Origin of the sequence: Actinacidiphila rubida (assembly GCF_900110255.1) — a bacterium.
Lineage (GTDB): Bacteria > Actinomycetota > Actinomycetes > Streptomycetales > Streptomycetaceae > Actinacidiphila > Actinacidiphila rubida.
In genome coordinates, this window is the sequence record NZ_FODD01000020.1 from 91696 (window position 1) to 110667 (window position 18972).

The following is an 18972-nucleotide window of genomic DNA, read 5'->3' on the forward strand; positions in this document are numbered from 1 at the left end:
CTACGCCGGAGGTGCCGCCCATGGTCGACGATCAGCTGCCGCGGACCGGCTCCAGCCCCAGCGGGGCCGGGGACGCCCGCAGGCGCCGCCGGCGCGGCCTGAAGATCGTGGCCTGGGTGACGGCGGGCCTGGTGCTCGTGGGCGCCGGCGGAGCCGCGTACCTGTACGAGCGGCTGAACGGCAACATCCACAGCGTCGACATCAACCGCGCCCTCGGCGGCCACCGCCCCGCCCCGCTGGGCAACGGGGCCATGGACATCCTGGTCCTCGGCTCCGACTCCCGGTCGGGACCCAACAAGGTGTACGGGCACAACAGCGGAGCGCGATCGGACACCGCGATGATCGTGCACCTCGCCGCCGGCCACCGCTCGGCGAGCGTGGTCAGCATCCCGCGCGACACCCTCGTCGACCGCCCGGCCTGCCGGACCGCGAAGAGCGGTACGGCGCCCGCGGCCTCCCAGGTGATGTTCAACAGCGCCTACGACGTCGGTGGGCCGGTGTGCGCCGTCAAGACCGTCGAGCAGCTGACCGGGCTGCGCATGGACCACTACATCGAGGTCGACTTCACCGGGTTCAAGAACCTGGTCAACGCCCTCGGCGGGGTCCCGCTGACCACGAGGCAGGCCATCAACGACCCCAAGAGCCACCTGGACCTGCCGGCCGGCAGCCACACCCTGGACGGCGACCAGGCGCTCGGCCTGGTACGCACCCGGCACGCGATAGCCGACGGCAGCGACCTGGGCCGCATCCAGCTGCAGCAGGCGTTCATGCGCGCCCTGGTGGACCGTATGTCCGGCATCGGGCTGTCCACCAGCCCCGGCAAGCTCTTCTCGGTCGCCGACACCGCCACCAGGGCCGTCACGACCGACACCGGGCTCGGCTCGGTCAACAAGCTCATGGGCCTGGGGCAGAGCATGCAGCACCTGAAGGCCTCGCAGGTGCACATGGTGACGCTGCCGGTGCAGTTCGCGGCCGACCGCAACCGGGTCGTCCCGATCCCCGCCAAGGCGGCGATGGTGTGGTCCGCGCTGCGCGCCGACAAGCCCATTCCGCCGGCCGCCACCAAGGGTTCGGTGGCCAACGAGGTCAAGGCGCGCAAGGTCGTCAGCGCCCGGGAATGAACCGGCCCGGCCCCTGGTTTTGGGAGATGCGGTCAGTACTGGCAGACTGGTCCGCTGGTCCCGGTTCACGCACCCGCAATTCCGCGCGTGCGACCCGGTGCCCTCCCGAACCTAGGAGAATCCCTTGAAGCGCGACATCCACCCCGAGTACGTCGAGACCCAGGTCACCTGCACCTGTGGCGCGTCGTTCACCACCCGCAGCACCGAGTCGAGCGGCCAGATCCGCGCCGACGTGTGCTCCGAGTGCCACCCGTTCTACACGGGCAAGCAGAAGATCCTCGACACCGGCGGTCGCGTCGCCCGCTTCGAGGCCCGCTTCGGCAAGGCCGCCGGGTCCGCCAAGAAGTAGCGACCCGCGAGCGCCGGTCCACGGCCGCCCCCAGGGCGGCCGGACCGGCGCTTTGTCGTCCCGCACACTTCTTCTTCTTTCACTCCAGGGATCCATGATGTTCGAGGCGGTCGAGGACCTGATCGGCGAGCACGCCGGTCTTGAGAAGCAGCTTGCCGACCCCGCGGTGCACGCGGACCAGGCCAACGCACGCAAGCTCAACAAGCGCTACGCGGAGCTGACCCCCATCGTCACCACCTACCGCTCCTGGCGGCGGGCCGGCGACGACATCGACACCGCCCGCGAGCTCGCGGCCGACGACCCGGACTTCGCCGCCGAGGTCAAGGACCTGGAGAGGCAGCGCGAGGAGCTGACCGACAGGCTGCGGCTGCTGCTGGTCCCGCGCGACCCCAGCGACGACAAGGACGTCATCCTGGAGGTCAAGGCGGGCGAGGGCGGCGAGGAGTCCGCGCTGTTCGCCGGCGACCTGCTGCGGATGTACCTGCGCTACGCCGAGCGGGTCGGCTGGAAGACCGAGATCCTCGACGCCAACGAGTCCGACCTCGGCGGCTACAAGGACGTCCAGGTCGCCGTGAAGGCCAAGGCGAGCCACGAGGCCGGCCAGGGCGTCTGGGCGCGCCTGAAGTACGAGGGCGGCGTGCACCGTGTGCAGCGCGTGCCGGCCACCGAGTCGCAGGGCCGCATCCACACCTCCGCGGCCGGCGTGCTCGTCACGCCGGAGGCCGAGGAGGTCGAGGTCGAGATCGGCCCCAACGACCTGCGGATCGACGTCTACCGCTCGTCCGGCCCCGGCGGCCAGTCGGTCAACACCACCGACTCCGCGGTCCGCATCACGCACCTGCCCTCCGGCCTGGTGGTCTCCTGCCAGAACGAGAAGAGCCAGCTGCAGAACAAGGAGTCGGCGATGCGCATCCTGCGCTCCCGGCTGCTCGCCGCCGCCCAGGAGGAGGCCGAGCGCGAGGCGTCCGACGCCCGGCGCAGCCAGGTCCGCACCGTCGACCGCTCCGAGCGGATCCGCACCTACAACTTCCCGGAGAACCGCATCTCCGACCACCGTGTCGGCTTCAAGGCCTACAACCTGGACCAGGTGCTCGACGGCGACCTGGACGCCCTGATCCAGGCGGCCGTCGACGCCGACTCCGCGGCCAAGCTGGCCGCCGCGGGCGACGCGGCCTGAACGGGGAGGACGCGCACGTGAACCTGCTGCTCGCCGAGGTGGCCCAGGCCGCCCAGCGGCTCGCCGACGCCGGCGTGCCGTCGCCCCGGTTCGACGCCGAGGAGCTCGCGGCCTTCATCCACGGCGTCAAGCGCGGCGAGCTGCACACCGTGGCCGACGCGGAGTTCGACGCCCGCTACTGGGAGGCCGTCGCGCGCCGCGAGGCGCGCGAGCCGCTCCAGCACATCACCGGCCGGGCCTTCTTCCGCTACCTCGAACTCCAGGTCGGGCCAGGGGTGTTCGTGCCCCGCCCGGAGACCGAGTCGGTGGTCGGCTGGGCCATAGACGCGGTGCGCGCGATGGACGTCGCCGAGCCGCAGATCGTCGACCTGTGCACCGGCTCCGGCGCCATCGCGCTCGCGCTGGCCCAGGAGGTGCCCAGGTCACGGGTGCACGCGGTCGAACTGTCCGAGCAGGCCCTGGAGTGGGCGCGCAAGAACACCGCCGGCAGCAAGGTGGACCTGCGGCACGGCGACGCGCTGACCGCGTTCCCCGACCTCAACGGCCAGGTGGACCTCGTCATCTCCAACCCGCCCTACATCCCGCTCGGCGAGTGGGAGTACGTTGCGCCCGAGGCCCGCGACCACGACCCCGAACTCGCCCTGTTCTCCGGCGAGGACGGACTGGACACCATCCGCGGCATCGAGCGCACCGCGCACCGGCTGCTGCGTCCCGGCGGCGTCGTCGTGATCGAGCACGCCGACTCCCAGGGCGGCCAGGTGCCGTGGATCTTCAAGGAGGACGCGGGCTGGGCGGACGCGGCCGACCATCCCGATCTCAACAACCGGCCGCGCTTCACCACCGCCCGCAAGGCGACGCCGTGACCACGGCACCAGCTCAGCAGCTTCAGGAGGTCAGCTAATGGCACGGCGATACGACTGCTCCGACGCGACCGACCGGATCACCGGCCTGCGCGAGGCCACCTCGGCGATCAAGCGCGGCGAACTCGTCGTGCTGCCCACCGACACCGTCTACGGCATCGGTGCGGACGCCTTCGACAAGGACGCGGTCGGCGACCTGCTGGAGGCCAAGGGGCGCGGCCGCAACATGCCCTCGCCGGTGCTGGTCGGCTCCCCGAACACCTTGCACGGCATCGTCACCGACTTCTCCGAGCAGGCGTGGGAGCTCGTCGACGCCTTCTGGCCCGGCGCCCTGACGCTGGTCACCAAGCACCAGCCGTCCCTCAACTGGGACCTCGGCGACACCCGCGGCACCGTCGCGGTCCGGATGCCGCTGCACCCGGTCGCCATCGAACTGCTCACCGCCACCGGGCCGATGGCCGTCTCCAGCGCGAACCTCACCGGGCACCCGTCGCCGCAGGACTGCGACAGCGCCCAGGAGATGCTCGGCGACTCGGTGGCCATCTATCTCGACGGCGGTGCCACGCCGGCCGCCGTGCCCTCGTCCATCGTGGACGTCACGGGCACGGTGCCGGTGCTGCTGCGGGCCGGGGCGATCAGCGCGGAGGAGCTGCGCAAGGTCGTACCCGACTTGCAGGAGCGCAGTTGACGCCCGATGGGCGTGGCATACGGGGGTACGAAGGCGCACCGACCGTCCCGGCACCGGGCGGGGGCCCGGCAGGGCTGGGCTCGCGCGACGTATTCCGGGTGCTCCACGTCTGCACGGGGAACGTGTGCCGCTCGCCGATGGCCGAGCGGCTGATGAAGCACGGCCTGGCCCAGCGGGTGGGGGCCGCCGGGTCGGGCATCATCGTGGAGTCGGCGGGCACCTGGGGCCACGAGGGGGCGCCGATGGAGGCGCACGCCGCGGCGGTCCTCACCGAGTTCGGCGCCGACCCGTCCGGCTTCGTCGGACGGGAACTGCTCGACGACCACGTCATCGACGCCGACCTGGTGCTCACCGCCACCCGCGACCACCGGGCCCAGGTCATCTCCATGGGCCACGCGGCCGGGCTGCGCACCTTCACGCTCAAGGAGTTCACCCGCCTGGTGCGGGCGATAGACACCGCCACGCTGCCCGAGGACGGCGTCACCGCCCGGGCCCGCGCCCTGGTGCAGGCCGCCGCCGCGCTGCGCGGCTGGCTGCTGGCCCCCAGCCCCGACGCGGACGAGGTGCACGACCCCTACGGCGCGCCCGTGGGGTACTTCCGCAGCATCGGCGACGAGATCCAGACCGCGCTCGACCCGGTCGTCACCGCGCTGACCGGAGTCACCGCCACCGTTTAGGGCGCATCCGCAGCGCGGCCCCCCGCACCCGCCCCTACAGTGGGAGGCGAGATCGCCTCTCCCGCAGGGAGTGCACCATGCCGGTCGCCGACATCACACTGACATCCGCGCCAGCCCTGGCGGCCGACGCACGGCCCGCAGCCGGCGGCCCGTCCGCCGCCACCCCGATGCCCGCGGACTTCGCCGCGCTGCGCCGCCAGGACCCCGAGCTGGCCGGCGTGCTGCTGGCCGAGCTGGACCGGCAGAGCAGCTGCCTGCAACTGCTGGCGGGGGAGAACTTCACCTCCACCGCCGTGCTCGCCGCCCTCGGCTCGCCGCTGGCCAACAAGTACGCCGAGGGCTATCCCGGCCACCGCCACCACGCCGGCTGCGAGCTGGTGGACCTGGCGGAACGCCTCGCCGTCGAGCGCGCCACCGCCCTGTTCGGGGCGGCGCACGCCAACGTCCAGCCGTACTCCGGCTCCTCCGCGGTGCTCGCCGCCTACGCGGCGCTGCTGGTGCCCGGCGACACCGTGCTCGCCACCGCTCTGCCGCACGGCGGCCACCTCACCCACGGCTCGCGCGCCAACTTCTCCGGGCGCTGGTTCCACTTCGTGGGCTACGGCACCGGCCAGGACGGGCTGATCGACTACGACCAGGTGCGCGACCTGGCCCGCAAGCACCGCCCCAAGGCCCTCGTGTGCGGGGCCATCGCCTACCCGCGGCACCTGGACTACGCGGCCTTCCGGGAGATCGCCGACGACGTCGGCGCCTACCTGATCGCCGACGCCGCGCACACCCTGGGCCTGGTCGCGGGGGGCGCCGCCCCCAGTCCGGTGCCCTACGCCGACGTGGTGTGCGCCACCACCCACAAGACGCTGCGCGGACCGCGCGGCGGCCTGATCCTGTGCGGGGAGCACCTGGCGGACCGGGTGGACCGGGCGGTCTACCCGTTCTCCCAGGGCGGCCCGCACATGCACGCCATCGCCGCGAAGGCCGCCGCCTTCGCCGAGGCGGCCACCCCCGCCTTCTCCGCCTACGCCCACCAGGTCGTCGCGAACGCGCGGCTGCTTGCGGAGGCGCTGTGTGCGGAAGGTCTCGATGTGGTCACCGGTGGCACCGACACCCACCTCGTCACGGCCGGCGTCGGCCCGCTCGGCCTCGACGGGGCGACCGCCCGGGGACGCTGCACGGCGGCCGGGATACTCATCGACAAATGCCCCATTCCCTACGACCCGCGGCCCGCGGACGGCTGCACCGGCGTGCGCCTGGGCACTGCCGCGGTCACCACCCAGGGGATGGGTGAACGAGAGATTCCGCAGGTCGCGGGGCTGATCGGGCGGGCGCTGCGGGAGGACCGGGACACCGGTGCGGACGTCGCCGAGCTCGTGCGGCGCTTCCCGCCCTACCCCGGTTCCTACCCCGGCCGCTGACCCGGCCGCCCGCCCCGCGGACCCCTGGACCACGGCCTGCGCGGCCGTGGTCCCAACCCCGGGACTTTCCCGCCGCGGCGCGGGTGCAACCGTCCGCGCTCCCTGTGAGTCTCGGAAGGTGTTCGCCGTCTCGGCCCGGCCACCACTAGGGTGTGACGCTGTGAGGTACCCCCGGACGTCCGCGCGAGCCCGTTGCGCCTTCGCACCCGTCGGAGGCGGCTCGTGCGCGAGTATCTGCTGACACTCTTCGTCACCGCGGCCGTGACCTATCTGCTGACCGGCCCGGTGCGGAAGTTCGCCATCGCCGCGGGCGCGATGCCTCCGATCCGCGACCGCGACGTGCATCAGGAGCCCACCCCGCGGCTCGGCGGCATCGCCATGTTCGGCGGGCTGTGCGCCGGCCTGCTGGTGGCCGCGCACCTCAGCAACCTCGGGGACGTCTTCACCCTGTCCAACGAGCCGCGCGCGCTGCTGTCCGGCGCCGGGCTGATCTGGCTGCTGGGCGTGCTCGACGACAAGTGGGGCGTGGACGCGCTGATCAAGCTCGGCGTGCAGATGATCGCCGCCGGCGTGATGGTCCTGCAGGGCCTCACCATCCTGTGGCTGCCGGTGCCGGGCGTCGGCACCGTCGCCCTCACCCCGATCCAGTCGACGCTGCTGACCGTCGCGCTCGTCGTCATCACCATCAACGCGGTGAACTTCGTGGACGGCCTCGACGGGCTGGCGGCCGGCATGGTCTGCATCGCCTCGATCGCGTTCTTCATGTACGCGTACCGCATCTGGTACGGCCACGGCATCGAGGCGGCCGCACCCGCCACCCTGTTCAGCGCGATCCTCATCGGGATGTGCCTCGGCTTCCTGCCGCACAACATCCACCCGGCGCGGATCTTCATGGGGGACTCGGGCTCGATGCTGATCGGCCTGGTGCTGTCCTCGGGTGCGATCTCCATCACCGGCCAGGTCGACCCCGACGCGATCACCGGGTTCACCGGGTCGACCCGCGAGACCGTCCACTTCATGGTGCCGGTCTACATGCCGCTGCTGCTGCCGATGACGATGATCGCCATCCCGGCCGCGGACCTGGTGCTCGCGGTGGTGCGCCGCACCTGGAAGGGCCAGTCGCCGTTCGCCGCGGACCGCGGCCACCTGCACCACCGGCTGCTGGAGATCGGCCACTCGCACGCCAGGGCCGTGTGGATCATGTACTTCTGGGCCGCGCTGATCGCCTTCTCCGCGGTGGCCTTCTCGGTGCGGTCCTCCAGCCTGGGCATCGTGCTGGTGATCGTCGGCCTCAGCGCGCTCGGCCTGGTCGTGCTGCTGCTGCCGCGCGTGCGGCCGCGGGCCCCGCGCTGGGCGGAGTCGGTCGTTCCGCCGCGGTACCGCCGCCGTCGCCGCCGGATGGCGGCCGCCGCGGCCGCCGCCGAGCGGGAGATGCGCTCGGCCGACCGGCCGGCGCTCAACGGCTCGACCGCGATCGGCGACCGCTCGCGCCTGCCGGAACGCCGCAGCCCGGTGGACACCCGCCGCTGAGCAGGGCGGATCCCCGGCACAGCCGCGGCACATCCGCGCGGCATCCCCGGCACATCCCCGCACACCGCGGGACCGCTGCCGCGGCTGACCGCCCCCGGTGCGCCGAGTCGGATGTCTCACACCCGAACAAGGTCCGCGAAACGCCCGAACGCCCTAAATTGGGCGGCGTGTCGTGGTCACAGTCATGTGACAGGCAGCACACCTCCATGGTAAAGACCGCCTCAAATACTTTGTGATACCGTTCACGAAAGCAGGGAAGTCGCCGATAGACCGGAGGAGTGGTCTACCGGCGCGAGGCACACCCTCGCTCCCTGACTACGCTCGTCTCCGACGACACCCGCTTGCCCAACTCCCGCCGGAGGAGCAGTCCCTATGCAGAGCAACGATGCCCGGATTCTCCGCGGCTCGGCCTACGCCGCCGCGCCCGTCGGTGTGATCGCCACCGTCGTCAGTGCCTTCGCCGCAGGCGAAAAGGGCCTGGTCGGTGGGCTGGTGGCGATGGCCGTGGTGGCCGTCTTCTTCGCGGCGGGGTCGTGGGCCCTGATGCGCCTGACCCAGGACCGCCCGCAACTCGCCATGAGCGCGGGGATGCTGGTGTACGTGGTGCAGATCCTTCTCATCGGCGTCTTCATCGTCGCCTTCAAGGGCACCACCGCCTTCAACGGCCGCGCCTTCGGCCTGACTCTGCTCGTGACCGCGCTCGCCTGGGTCGGCGGCCAGATCCGCCAGACCCTCACGAGCCGGATGCTCTACGTGGACCCGCTGCCGTCGGTTCCTCCGCAGGAGGAGGCGACCCCGGTGAAGACGGGCTCCACCGATGGTGTCTAAGGGGCGGGTAAAGAGCGTTCAAGCTGATCTGCTATCGTCCGGAATCGCATCTGGACGTGGAGGCCCCCTGCACTTGAGGAAGGTGCTGCCCCCGCGCCCATCGGTGTACTCGATTCCAGGGCCGCGGACGCGGCGCGGAATCCGGGTGACCGGTCTTCGATGCGGGCTCCCAGCGGACCGTGGCGGCTTTGCCACGCCTCGTTCGCAGTGCCGACCAGCGGCCTCAGCAGCCGCGCAGACACACAAGGTTGCCGTTTCTTATGCGTCACGACGAAGGAGTCACGGGTGAGTGCCCACACGCTGCTCGCTGAGGCTGGATGTCACATCCAGCACGACTGCGCATTCCCCGCTCCGGGCCTCAACTCGTTCGACTTCAAGCCGATCTTCAGCATCGGCAGCTTCGACTTCACCAAGCCCATGCTGCTCGCGCTCATCTGCATGGTGCTGGTGGTCGGGTTCTTCTGGGCCGCGTTCAGCAAGCCCAAGCTGGTGCCGGGCAAGATGCAGATGGTCGGTGAGATCGGCTACAGCTTCGTCTCCCGCAGCATCGCCCGCGAGGTGATCGGCAAGAAGGGCGACAAGTACGTCCCCTTCCTCACGTCGGTCTTCTTCTTCGTGTGGATCATGAACGTGATGTCCGTGATTCCGCTGGCGCAGTTCCCCGCCACCTCGCGGTTCGCGTTCCCGGTCGGCCTCGCCGCGCTCGTCTACATCACGTACATGTACCTGACGTTCAAGACGCACGGCTTCCGCGGCGGCATCAAGAACCTTGTCTGGCTCGACGGTCTGCCCAAGCCGCTCGTGCCGCTCATCGTGGTGCTGGAGTTCTTCTCCAACGTCATCCTCCGGCCGTTCACCCTCGCGGTGCGGCTCTGGGCCAACATGTTCGCCGGCCACATGCTGATCGTGATGTTCAGCGTCGCCACCTGGTACCTGCTGACCCCCGCGTGGTTCGCGGCGGTGTCCGGCGGTTCCTTCATCGTCGCGATCCTGCTGACCGCGCTCGAGGTGCTGATCCAGTTCCTTCAGGCGTACATCTTCACGCTGCTCGCCTCCATCTACATCAGCGGAGCGCTCGAAGAGGGCCACTGACCCCCAGCACCGCCTCTCCACCACCGGACTTCCGCTGGGAACCCCCCAACGGACCCCACCGCAAAGGAAGACAAGGACAATGTCTGCCGAGTTCGTTAACCTCGCCGCCGCCACCGTCGCGGGTCGTCTGGGCGCCGTCGCCTACGGTCTCGCCGCCATCGGCCCGGGCGTCGGTATCGGCCTGGTCTTCGGCCACTCCATCGAGGCCATGGCTCGCCAGCCCGAAGCCATGCCGATCATCCGCACGAACATGTTCCTCGGCTTCGCGCTCTGCGAGGTGCTCGCGCTGCTGGGTCTGGTCGTGCCCTTCATCTTCCAGAGCTGAGCTGTCCCTCACCGGTAGCTCAACTCGACGAAAGGTTCAGACATGATGACCTTCCTGGCGGCTGAGGGGGCCCAGAACCCGCTCATCCCCGACACTGCCGAACTGATCGTCGGCCTGCTCTGCTTCTTCATCGTCTTCGGCATGCTCGGCAAGAAGCTCCTGCCGAACATCCAGAAGACCCTGGAGGAGCGCCACGACGCGATCGAGGGCGGCCTCGAGCGCGCGGAGAAGGCCCAGGCAGAGGCCAACCGCACGCTTGAGGAGTACAAGGCCCAGCTCGCCGACGCCCGTCACGAGGCTGCCCGGATCACCGAGCAGGCGCGTGAGCAGGGTGCGGCGATCATCGCCGAGATGCGCGAGGAGGGGCAGCGCCAGCGCGATGCCATCATCGCCGCGGGCCACGCCCAGATCGAGGCGGACCGCCGTCAGGTGACGGTGACGCTGCGCCAGGAAGTCGGCCGTATCGCCACCGACCTGGCCGGCAAGCTCGTCGGCGAGGCGCTGGAGGACAACGCCCGCCAGAGCCGCACCATCGACCGTTTCCTCGACGGGCTTGAGGAGTCGGCGTCCTCGACCGCTGAGGCGGCGCGATGAATGGCGCGAGCCGCGAGGCGCTGGCCTCCGCGCGCGAGCAGCTCGACGCGTTGACCGACAACACCTCGGTCGACGTGGCGAAGCTCGCCGACGAGCTGGCCGCCGTCACCGTCCTGCTCGACCGCGAGAGCACGCTGCGCCGTGCCCTGACCGACCCGGCCCAGCCCGGTGACGCCAAGGCCGCACTCGCGCAGCGGCTGCTGGGCGGGCAGCTCGGCAGCGACGCCCTCGACGTGGTCACCGGCATGGTGCGGGCCCGCTGGTCGCAGTCCCGCGACCTGGTGGACTCCCTCGAGGAGCTCGCCGACAGCGCGGACCTCATCGCGTCGGAGCGGGCCGGCGGTCTGGACGACGTCGAGGACGAGCTGTTCCGGTTCGGCCGGATCGTCGGGGGCAGCGGCGAGCTGCGCGCGGCGCTCACCGACCGCGTCGTCGGCACCGAGGCCAAGACCCGCCTGCTGCACCAGCTGCTGGACGGCCGGGCCAACCCGGTCACCGAGCGCCTGGTCATCCGGCTGGTCACCGCACCGCGAGGACGTAGCCTGGATGGCGGGATCGAATCCCTGTCCAAGCTGGCCGCCGCCCGCCGGGGCCGGATGGTCGCGGAGGTCGTCTCGGCGACTCCGCTCAGCGACCGGCAGAAGGAGCGGCTCGGCGACGCGCTGGCCTCGATCTACGGCCGTCGTGTGCACCTGAACCTCGACGTGGACCCCGCGGTCCTCGGCGGCGTGCGGGTGCGGGTCGGCGACGAGGTGATCAACGGTTCCATCGCGGATCGCCTCGACGAAGCGGCCCGGCGCATGGCCGGCTGACAGCCACCAACTCAACAGGTATGAACGCGGCCCCGAGTTGGGCCGACAGTGTCCCCTGGGGGAGTCCCCCAGACCCCCCAGAATTTCGGGCCCAACAAGGAGAGCAGGGAACCCAGATGGCGGAGCTCACGATCCGGCCGGAGGAGATCCGGGACGCGCTGGAGACTTTCGTCCAGTCGTACCAGCCGGACGCCGCCTCGCGCGAGGAGGTCGGCACGGTCAGCGTTGCCGGAGACGGCATCGCGAAGGTCGAGGGGCTTCCCTCGGCGATGGCGAACGAACTGCTGAAGTTCGAGGACGGCACCCTCGGCCTCGCCCTCAACCTTGAGGAGCGCGAGATCGGTGCCATCGTCCTCGGCGAGTTCAGCGGCATCGAGGAGGGCCAGCCGGTGCAGCGCACCGGTGAGGTGCTCTCGGTGGCAGTCGGCGAGGGCTACCTGGGCCGCGTCGTCGACCCGCTGGGCAACCCGATCGACGGGCTCGGCGAGATCGCGACCGAGGGCCGCCGCGCCCTGGAGCTGCAGGCTCCCACGGTCATGCAGCGCAAGTCGGTGCACGAGCCGATGCAGACCGGTCTGAAGGCCGTCGACTCGATGACGCCGATCGGCCGCGGCCAGCGTCAGCTGATCATCGGCGACCGCCAGACCGGCAAGACCGCCCTGGCGATCGACACGATCATCAACCAGCGCGACAACTGGCAGTCCGGCGACCCGAAGAAGCAGGTCCGCTGCATCTACGTCGCCATCGGCCAGAAGGGCTCCACCATCGCGGGCGTGCGCGCCTCGCTGGAGGAGGCCGGCGCCCTGGAGTACACGACGATCGTCGCCGCCCCGGCGTCCGACCCGGCCGGCTTCAAGTACCTCGCCCCGTACACCGGCTCGGCCATCGGCCAGCACTGGATGTACCAGGGCAAGCACGTGCTGATCGTCTTCGACGACCTCAGCAAGCAGGCCGACGCCTACCGCGCGGTCTCCCTGCTGCTGCGCCGCCCGCCGGGCCGTGAGGCCTACCCGGGCGACGTGTTCTACCTGCACTCCCGTCTCCTGGAGCGTTGCGCCAAGCTCTCCGACGACCTGGGCGCGGGCTCGATGACCGGTCTGCCGATCGTCGAGACCAAGGCCAACGACGTGTCGGCGTTCATCCCGACCAACGTCATCTCGATCACCGACGGCCAGTGCTTCCTGGAGTCCGACCTGTTCAACGTCGGCCAGCGGCCCGCGCTGAACGTCGGTATCTCGGTCTCCCGCGTCGGTGGCTCCGCGCAGATCAAGGCCATGAAGAGCGTCGCCGGCCGGCTCCGCGTGGACCTCGCCCAGTTCCGTGAGCTGGAGGCGTTCGCCGCCTTCGGTTCCGACCTGGACGCGGCGTCCAAGGCGCAGCTGGAGCGCGGTCAGCGCATGGTCGAGCTGCTGAAGCAGGGCCAGTACGCGCCGTACGCGATCGAGGACCAGGTCGTGTCCATCTGGGCCGGTACCACCGGCAAGCTGGACGACGTCCCGGTCGTGGACGTGCGCCGCTTCGAGCGCGAGCTGCTCGCCTACCTGCGCCGCGAGAACAAGGCGCTGCTGACGGGCATCGTCGAGACGGGCAAGCTCGAGGACGGCACGATCGACGCGCTGACCGAGGCCGTGGCCGCGTTCAAGAAGCAGTTCGAGACGTCCTCCGGCGCTCTGCTGGTCGAGGGCTGATCGTATGGGCGCACAGATTCGGGTCTACAAGCGCCGGATCAGGTCCGTCTCCGCCACGAAGAAGATCACCAAGGCGATGGAGATGATCGCCGCCTCGCGCATCGTCAAGGCGCAGCGCCAGGTGGCGGCCTCTTCCCCCTACGCCGACGAGCTGACTCGTGCGGTGACGGCGGTGGCGACCGGTTCGAACACCAAGCACCCCCTGACCACGGAGGCCGAGAACCCCACTCGCGCCGCGCTGCTGCTCGTCACGAGCGACCGTGGTCTGGCGGGCGGCTACTCGTCCAACGCGATCAAGGCGGCCGACCGGCTCACCGAGCGGCTGCGCGCGGAGGGCAAGGAAGTCCTGCCGTACGTGATCGGCCGCAAGGGCCTGGCGTACTACAGCTTCCGCGACCGTGACGTCGTGGACTCCTGGACCGGGTTCTCGGACAGTCCGCAGTACGCCAACGCCAAGGCCGTCGCCGCGCCCCTCATCGAGGCGCTGACGACGGACACGGCCGAGGGCGGCGTGGACGAGCTGCACATCGTCTTCACGGAGTTCGTGTCGATGATGACGCAGACCCCGGTCGGGCGGCGGCTGCTGCCGCTCAGCCTGGAGGACGCGGGCACCGCTGGTGAGGAGGCGGCCGCCGAGCGCAAGAAGGGCGAGGCGCTGCCGCTGTTCGAGTTCGAGCCGTCGGCGGAGGGCGTGCTGGACGCGCTGCTGCCCCGCTACGTCGAGAGCCGGATCTACAACGCGCTGCTGCAGGCCGCCGCTTCCGAGCACGCGGCCCGCCGCCGGGCGATGAAGTCCGCCACCGACAACGCGGAAGACCTCATCAAGTCGCTCACGCGGCTTGCCAACGCGGCCCGACAGGCCGACATCACCCAGGAAATCAGCGAGATCGTCGGTGGCGCGAGTGCTCTGGCCGACGCGAACGCGGGGAGTGACTGACCACTATGACCACCACTGTTGAAACCACTGCCACCGGCCGCGTGGCGCGGGTCATCGGCCCGGTCGTCGACGTGGAGTTCCCCGTCGACGCCATGCCGGAGATCTACAACGCCCTGCACGTCGACGTGGCCGACCCGGCCGCGGACGGCCAGATCAAGACGCTGACCCTGGAGGTCGCGCAGCACCTGGGCGACGGCCTGGTCCGCGCCATCTCCATGCAGCCGACCGACGGCCTGGTCCGCCAGTCCGCGGTGACCGACACCGGCAACGGCATCACCGTGCCGGTCGGCGACGTCACCAAGGGCCGCGTCTTCAACACCCTGGGCGCGATCCTGAACGAGCCCGAGGCCGAGGCCGAGGTCACCGAGCGCTGGCCGATCCACCGCAAGGCGCCCGCCTTCGACCAGCTCGAGTCGAAGACCGAGATGTTCGAGACCGGCCTGAAGGTCGTCGACCTGCTGACCCCGTACGTCAAGGGCGGCAAGATCGGCCTGTTCGGCGGCGCCGGCGTCGGCAAGACCGTCCTCATCCAGGAAATGATCATGCGTGTGGCGAAGCTGCACGAGGGCGTTTCCGTGTTCGCCGGCGTCGGCGAGCGCACCCGTGAGGGCAACGACCTGATCGAGGAGATGGCCGAGTCCGGCGTTCTCCCGCAGACCGCGCTGGTCTTCGGTCAGATGGACGAGCCGCCGGGCACCCGTCTGCGGGTCGCGCTGGCCGGTCTGACCATGGCGGAGTACTTCCGCGATGTGCAGAAGCAGGACGTGCTGTTCTTCATCGACAACATCTTCCGCTTCACCCAGGCCGGTTCCGAGGTCTCCACGCTGCTCGGCCGCATGCCCTCCGCGGTGGGCTACCAGCCGAACCTCGCGGACGAGATGGGTCTGCTCCAGGAGCGCATCACCTCGACCCGTGGCCACTCGATCACCTCGATGCAGGCGATCTACGTGCCCGCGGACGACCTGACCGACCCCGCACCGGCGACCACCTTCGCCCACCTCGACGCGACGACCGTGCTCTCGCGGCCGATCTCGGAGAAGGGCATCTACCCCGCGGTGGACCCGCTGGACTCCACGTCCCGCATCCTGGACCCGCGCTACATCTCGCAGGAGCACTACGACACCGCCTCGCGGGTCAAGGGAATCCTGCAGAAGTACAAGGACCTCCAGGACATCATCTCCATCCTCGGCATCGACGAGCTGGGCGAGGAGGACAAGCTCACCGTCTCCCGCGCCCGCCGCATCGAGCGCTTCCTGTCGCAGAACACCCACGCGGCGAAGCAGTTCACCGGTGTCGACGGCTCGGACGTGTCGCTGGACGAGTCCATCTCGGCGTTCAACTCGATCGCCGACGGTGACTTCGACCACTTCCCGGAGCAGGCGTTCTTCATGTGCGGTGGCCTGGAGGACCTGAAGGCCAACGCTGCCAAGCTCGGCGTCAACTGACTCGGGCGCCTGGCGCACGCGTGACGGGGGGCGGCCCGGCCCATTGGCGCCGCCCCCCTCTCGCACCCCTTATTCTGTGTCTTACGCACCCGTCGCAGGCGGTGGGTGCCAACCCGAGGAGCCGTCTTGGCCGATCTTCACGTCGAGCTGGTCGCCGCGGACCGTAATGTCTGGTCCGGCGAGGCCACCATGGTCGTCGCCCGCACCATGTCGGGTGACATCGGCATCATGGCCAACCACGAGCCGCTGCTCGGGGTGCTGCGATCCGGTCCGGTGACCATCCGCACCAACGACGGCGGCACGGTGATCGTCGCGGTCCACGGCGGGTTCATCTCGTTCGCGGACAACAAGCTCTCCATCCTGGCGGAGATCGCCGAGCTGGCCGACGAGATCGACGTCGACCGTGCGGAGCGGGCGCTGCAGGCGGCGAAGTCCGAAGCGGACGCCGGCGCCGAGCGGCGCGCCGAGGTGCGGCTGGCCGCGGCGGCCGGAACGCACTGAACGGCGTCAGCCGACCGCAGGACCACGGTGCCGCGGACTGCCCTCAGGGGCGGTCCGCGGTTCCGGCAATACAGGTAGCGACACGCGGCAACAGGCAGTAGCGGCGGTCGCAGCAGGCAGCAGGCAGCAGGGCGCAGTACCAGGGCCGCGGCACGGGGCCAGCAGCCGTTTCTACGCGAGGAGGTCGGTGAAGTGATCGTCTCCGTGGAAGTGCTGGTCGCCCTGGTCGTGGCGGGTGTGCTCGGCCTGTTCCTCTTCGGGCTGCGCCGGCGCCTGATCCAGCGCCCCGGCGGCACCTTCGACTGCTCGATGCGCGCCGCCCCGGCCGAGGACGCCGATCCCGGCGGCAAGGGCTGGGTGTACGGCGTCGCCCGCTACAGCGGTGACCGTGTGGAGTGGTTCCGCGTCTTCTCGTACGCGCCGCGCCCGCGCCGCGTGCTGGAGCGCCCCGCGATCGAGGTGCTGGGCCGGCGCGAGCCGCAGGGCTCCGAGGAGCTGGCGCTGCTGTCGGACGCGGTGGTGCTGCGCTGCGAGCACAAGGGCGCGCGGCTGGAGCTCGCGATGAGCGACGACGCCCTGACCGGTTTCCTGGCGTGGCTGGAGGCCGCTCCTCCCGGCCAGCGCGTCAACGTCGCCTGAGCCGCTCTCCGCGGCCCCGGGCCGGCGTCCCGGCCCTCGCGTCGGGCCGGCCCCTCGGGCCGGCCCCAGCACCGCCTCAGCCTTGTTCTCAGCGGTTCTCGCCGGGCACCCACAGGACGTCGCCGCGCTCCTTGTTCGCCGTGCGGGCGAGGATGAACAGCAGGTCCGACAGCCGGTTGAGGTAGGTGGCGGTCAGCGGGTTCATGCCGGCGCCGTGCTCCTCCAGCGCCGCCCAGGTGGACCGCTCGGCCCGGCGCACCACCGTGCACGCCTGGTGCAGCAGCGCCGCCCCCGGGGTGCCGCCGGGAAGGATGAAGCTGCGCAGCTTCTCCAGCTCCGCCAGGAACCGGTCGCACTCGGCCTCCAGCCGGTCGACGTACCCCTGCTCGACGCGCAGCGGCGGGTGCGCGGGATCGGGCACCACGGGCGTCGCCAGGTCCGCGCCGACGTCGAACAGGTCGTTCTGCACGCGGACCAGGACCGTCACCACGTCCTCCGGGAGGGCGCCGAGCGCGAGCGCCGTCCCGATCACCGCGTTCGCCTCGTTGGCGTCGGCGTAGGCGGCGATCCGGGAGTCCGTCTTCGCGGTACGGCTCATGTCGCCCAGCGCCGTGGTGCCGTCGTCGCCGGTGCGGGTGTAGATGCGGGTGAGGTTGACCATGGATCAGAGCTTAGGGTCTGCGCGGACGCCCGGCCGATGCGACCAAGGACACACGGTGACGCGGCCGACATCCTGTCGCGCCGGATGGTGAACGGGCGTTAAGGTCCGGCCAGATACCCGGAATTGTCCATGGGAGAGGTGTGTGACGTGGCGAAGAAGCTCGCCGTCATCGGAGCGGGACTGATGGGCTCCGGCATCGCGCAGGTGTCGGCCCAGGCCGGCTACGAGGTCATCCTGCGGGACGTCACGGACGAGGCGCTCGCGCGCGGCAGGGACGGAATCGCCGCCTCCTACGAGAAGTTCGTCGCCAAGGGCAAGCTGAGCGCGGAGGACGCGGCCGCCGCGCTGGACCGGATCACCACGACCACCGACCTGGACGCGGCCGCCGAGGCCGACCTCGTCGTCGAGGCCGTCTTCGAGAAGATCGAGGTCAAACAGGAGATCTTCCGTACCCTCGACCGCATCGCGGGCGAGGGGACGGTGCTGGCGTCCAACACCTCGGCCATCCCGATCACCAAGATCGCCGCCGCCACCGCCCACCCCGAACGGGTCGTCGGCACCCACTTCTTCTCGCCGGTCCCGCTGATGCAGCTGTGCGAGCTGGTGCGCGGCCACAAGACCAGCGACGAGACCCTCGCGCGGGCACGGGAGTTCGCCGAGAGCGTCGGCAAGACCTGCATCGTCGTCAACCGCGACGTGGCCGGCTTCGTCACCACCCGGCTCATCTCCGCGCTCGTCGTGGAGGCCGTCAAGCTCTACGAGTCCGGGGTCGCCACCGCCGAGGACATCGACGTCGCCTGCAAGCTCGGCTTCGGCCACGCGATGGGCCCGCTGGCCACCACGGACCTCACCGGTGTCGACATCCTGCTGCACGCGGCGGACAACATCTACACCGAGTCGCAGGACGAGAAGTTCGCGCCGCCGGAGATCATGCGCCGCATGGTCGACGCCGGGGATCTGGGCCGCAAGAGCGGCCAGGGCTTCTACACCTACTGAGATCGATCACCCACAGGAGTGAATTCGGTATCGGTTCGCTCACAGACGGCAACTTCTCTTTGCGACGGACCGTCAGTTGTGTGAAGACAGACGGATATGCGCCGTCAGCACGGGCCCTGCCGTTCGAGACGGGGGCTCCGCCAGCACTGCCCGGGGAGTGACTATGCACATCAGGGGCGACCACGCCGAGCTGGTCGTCGGGGGCCGACTCGACGTCCGCAGCGCGGCGGACGCCCGTACGGCCCTGCACACCGCGGTCGACTCCGGCCGCGGTGACCTGGTCCTCGACCTGACCGAACTCGACTCCTGGGACGCCACCGGACTCGGCGTCATCATGGGCGCCCACCGCCGTGCCGGCCGCGCCAACCGCAGGCTCGTGCTGCGCGGCGTGCCGCCGCAGATGCAGCGGCTCCTGGTGGCCACCCGGCTGCACCGGATTCTCGCCATCGAGTCCTGAACCCGTTTCCGTGAGGTGACGTTGGGCACGTCACGGGAGCGCCGTACCCCCGGTACTTCATCGTTGCGGCGGGAGCCTCTAGAGTTTGGCCATCGATGGCCAGGAGGCGTGCAGCTGTACGCCGGGGTTGGGCGATCGGGCCGGAGGCCGGCTGCCGAGGCAGACGGGGGCCCGAGCAGGCCC

At 70.5% G+C, this 18972-nt stretch carries 21 protein-coding genes; 20 read left to right on the forward strand and 1 reads right to left on the reverse strand.

Annotated features, from left to right (window positions below):
- Positions 1 to 20 precede the first annotated feature (20 nt).
- From BMW99_RS20755 to BMW99_RS20840, 18 genes are all read left to right on the forward strand, one after another.
- Positions 21 to 1121 (forward strand): LCP family protein, encoded by a 1101-nt coding sequence (locus BMW99_RS20755; protein ID WP_069465605.1) that lies wholly within the window; start codon positions 21 to 23, stop codon positions 1119 to 1121.
- 124 nt (positions 1122 to 1245) lie between these two features.
- Positions 1246 to 1470: a 50S ribosomal protein L31 gene (gene rpmE, locus BMW99_RS20760; protein WP_069465604.1), complete on the forward strand. Its 225-nt coding sequence runs from the start codon at positions 1246 to 1248 to the stop codon at positions 1468 to 1470.
- Between the two features lie 97 nt (positions 1471 to 1567).
- Positions 1568 to 2647 (forward strand): peptide chain release factor 1, encoded by a 1080-nt coding sequence (gene prfA, locus BMW99_RS20765; RefSeq protein ID WP_069465208.1) that lies wholly within the window; start codon positions 1568 to 1570, stop codon positions 2645 to 2647.
- Positions 2648 to 2664: 17 nt separating this feature from the next.
- Positions 2665 to 3510, forward strand: coding sequence for a peptide chain release factor N(5)-glutamine methyltransferase (gene prmC / locus BMW99_RS20770; protein ID WP_069465207.1), 846 nt, complete (start codon positions 2665 to 2667; stop codon positions 3508 to 3510).
- 37 nt (positions 3511 to 3547) lie between these two features.
- On the forward strand, positions 3548 to 4195 hold the full coding sequence (locus BMW99_RS20775; RefSeq protein WP_069465206.1) for an L-threonylcarbamoyladenylate synthase: 648 nt from the start codon (positions 3548 to 3550) through the stop codon (positions 4193 to 4195).
- A complete protein-coding gene (locus tag BMW99_RS20780; protein ID WP_079138683.1) occupies positions 4192 to 4872 on the forward strand; it encodes an arsenate reductase/protein-tyrosine-phosphatase family protein in 681 nt (226 codons plus the stop codon). The genes BMW99_RS20775 and BMW99_RS20780 overlap by 4 nt, the downstream gene beginning before the upstream one ends.
- A 77-nt stretch (positions 4873 to 4949) precedes the next feature.
- Positions 4950 to 6284, forward strand: a complete 1335-nt coding sequence (locus BMW99_RS20785; protein ID WP_079176129.1) for a serine hydroxymethyltransferase — start codon at positions 4950 to 4952, stop codon at positions 6282 to 6284.
- 222 nt (positions 6285 to 6506) lie between these two features.
- Positions 6507 to 7814 (forward strand): MraY family glycosyltransferase, encoded by a 1308-nt coding sequence (locus BMW99_RS20790; protein WP_075017307.1) that lies wholly within the window; start codon positions 6507 to 6509, stop codon positions 7812 to 7814.
- 372 nt (positions 7815 to 8186) lie between these two features.
- Positions 8187 to 8642 carry a hypothetical protein gene (locus tag BMW99_RS20795; RefSeq protein WP_069464195.1) on the forward strand — a complete coding sequence of 152 codons (456 nt, stop codon included), beginning with the start codon at positions 8187 to 8189 and terminating at the stop codon, positions 8640 to 8642.
- A 285-nt stretch (positions 8643 to 8927) separates the two neighbouring features.
- Complete coding sequence (atpB, locus tag BMW99_RS20800) at positions 8928 to 9734, forward strand: F0F1 ATP synthase subunit A (RefSeq protein WP_069464194.1); 807 nt, start codon at positions 8928 to 8930, stop codon at positions 9732 to 9734.
- Between the two features lie 79 nt (positions 9735 to 9813).
- Positions 9814 to 10059, forward strand: coding sequence for an ATP synthase F0 subunit C (gene atpE, locus BMW99_RS20805; RefSeq protein ID WP_069464193.1), 246 nt, complete (start codon positions 9814 to 9816; stop codon positions 10057 to 10059).
- 42 nt (positions 10060 to 10101) lie between these two features.
- Positions 10102 to 10653, forward strand: a complete 552-nt coding sequence (locus BMW99_RS20810; RefSeq protein ID WP_069464192.1) for a F0F1 ATP synthase subunit B — start codon at positions 10102 to 10104, stop codon at positions 10651 to 10653.
- Positions 10650 to 11465, forward strand: coding sequence for a F0F1 ATP synthase subunit delta (locus tag BMW99_RS20815; RefSeq protein WP_069464191.1), 816 nt, complete (start codon positions 10650 to 10652; stop codon positions 11463 to 11465). The genes BMW99_RS20810 and BMW99_RS20815 overlap by 4 nt, the downstream gene beginning before the upstream one ends.
- A gap of 116 nt (positions 11466 to 11581) precedes the next feature.
- Positions 11582 to 13153 (forward strand): F0F1 ATP synthase subunit alpha, encoded by a 1572-nt coding sequence (gene atpA / locus BMW99_RS20820; RefSeq protein ID WP_069464190.1) that lies wholly within the window; start codon positions 11582 to 11584, stop codon positions 13151 to 13153.
- A 4-nt stretch (positions 13154 to 13157) separates the two neighbouring features.
- Entirely contained in the window at positions 13158 to 14090 is a 933-nt protein-coding gene (locus BMW99_RS20825) for a F0F1 ATP synthase subunit gamma (RefSeq protein WP_069464189.1), read from the forward strand.
- Positions 14091 to 14095: 5 nt separating this feature from the next.
- Positions 14096 to 15535, forward strand: coding sequence for a F0F1 ATP synthase subunit beta (gene atpD / locus BMW99_RS20830; protein ID WP_069464188.1), 1440 nt, complete (start codon positions 14096 to 14098; stop codon positions 15533 to 15535).
- Between the two features lie 126 nt (positions 15536 to 15661).
- Positions 15662 to 16036: a F0F1 ATP synthase subunit epsilon gene (locus tag BMW99_RS20835; protein WP_176735522.1), complete on the forward strand. Its 375-nt coding sequence runs from the start codon at positions 15662 to 15664 to the stop codon at positions 16034 to 16036.
- Between the two features lie 204 nt (positions 16037 to 16240).
- A complete protein-coding gene (locus BMW99_RS20840) occupies positions 16241 to 16675 on the forward strand; it encodes a DUF2550 domain-containing protein (protein WP_407640306.1) in 435 nt (144 codons plus the stop codon).
- 88 nt (positions 16676 to 16763) lie between these two features.
- On the opposite strand, the gene BMW99_RS20845 is transcribed toward BMW99_RS20840, so the two are convergent.
- Positions 16764 to 17336, reverse strand: a complete 573-nt coding sequence (locus BMW99_RS20845; RefSeq protein ID WP_069464185.1) for a cob(I)yrinic acid a,c-diamide adenosyltransferase — start codon at positions 17334 to 17336, stop codon at positions 16764 to 16766.
- A gap of 147 nt (positions 17337 to 17483) precedes the next feature.
- Here BMW99_RS20845 and BMW99_RS20850 point away from each other — a divergent pair, with 147 nt between their 5' ends.
- Both BMW99_RS20850 and BMW99_RS20855 read left to right on the forward strand, forming a co-directional pair.
- Positions 17484 to 18332, forward strand: a complete 849-nt coding sequence (locus BMW99_RS20850) for a 3-hydroxyacyl-CoA dehydrogenase family protein (protein ID WP_069464184.1) — start codon at positions 17484 to 17486, stop codon at positions 18330 to 18332.
- A gap of 163 nt (positions 18333 to 18495) precedes the next feature.
- Complete coding sequence (locus BMW99_RS20855; RefSeq protein ID WP_069464183.1) at positions 18496 to 18789, forward strand: STAS domain-containing protein; 294 nt, start codon at positions 18496 to 18498, stop codon at positions 18787 to 18789.
- The last annotated feature ends 183 nt before the right edge of the window (positions 18790 to 18972 follow it).

Excerpts from the sequence above, each read along its gene's own strand:
- BMW99_RS20810 (WP_069464192.1), top strand. The coding sequence starts at position 10,102 with ATGATGACCTTCCTGGCGGCTGAGGGGGCCCAGAACCCGCTCATCCCC.
- atpE (WP_069464193.1), top strand. The coding sequence starts at position 9,814 with ATGTCTGCCGAGTTCGTTAACCTCGCCGCCGCCACCGTCGCGGGTCGT.
- BMW99_RS20825 (WP_069464189.1), top strand. The coding sequence starts at position 13,158 with ATGGGCGCACAGATTCGGGTCTACAAGCGCCGGATCAGGTCCGTCTCC.
- BMW99_RS20755 (WP_069465605.1), top strand. The coding sequence starts at position 21 with ATGGTCGACGATCAGCTGCCGCGGACCGGCTCCAGCCCCAGCGGGGCC.
- prfA (WP_069465208.1), top strand. The coding sequence starts at position 1,568 with ATGTTCGAGGCGGTCGAGGACCTGATCGGCGAGCACGCCGGTCTTGAG.
- BMW99_RS20815 (WP_069464191.1), top strand. The coding sequence starts at position 10,650 with ATGAATGGCGCGAGCCGCGAGGCGCTGGCCTCCGCGCGCGAGCAGCTC.
- BMW99_RS20775 (WP_069465206.1), top strand. The coding sequence starts at position 3,548 with ATGGCACGGCGATACGACTGCTCCGACGCGACCGACCGGATCACCGGC.
- atpD (WP_069464188.1), top strand. The coding sequence starts at position 14,096 with ATGACCACCACTGTTGAAACCACTGCCACCGGCCGCGTGGCGCGGGTC.
- BMW99_RS20785 (WP_079176129.1), top strand. The coding sequence starts at position 4,950 with ATGCCGGTCGCCGACATCACACTGACATCCGCGCCAGCCCTGGCGGCC.
- BMW99_RS20795 (WP_069464195.1), top strand. The coding sequence starts at position 8,187 with ATGCAGAGCAACGATGCCCGGATTCTCCGCGGCTCGGCCTACGCCGCC.
- BMW99_RS20845 (WP_069464185.1), bottom strand. The coding sequence starts at position 17,336 with ATGGTCAACCTCACCCGCATCTACACCCGCACCGGCGACGACGGCACC.
- BMW99_RS20855 (WP_069464183.1), top strand. The coding sequence starts at position 18,496 with ATGCACATCAGGGGCGACCACGCCGAGCTGGTCGTCGGGGGCCGACTC.
- atpA (WP_069464190.1), top strand. The coding sequence starts at position 11,582 with ATGGCGGAGCTCACGATCCGGCCGGAGGAGATCCGGGACGCGCTGGAG.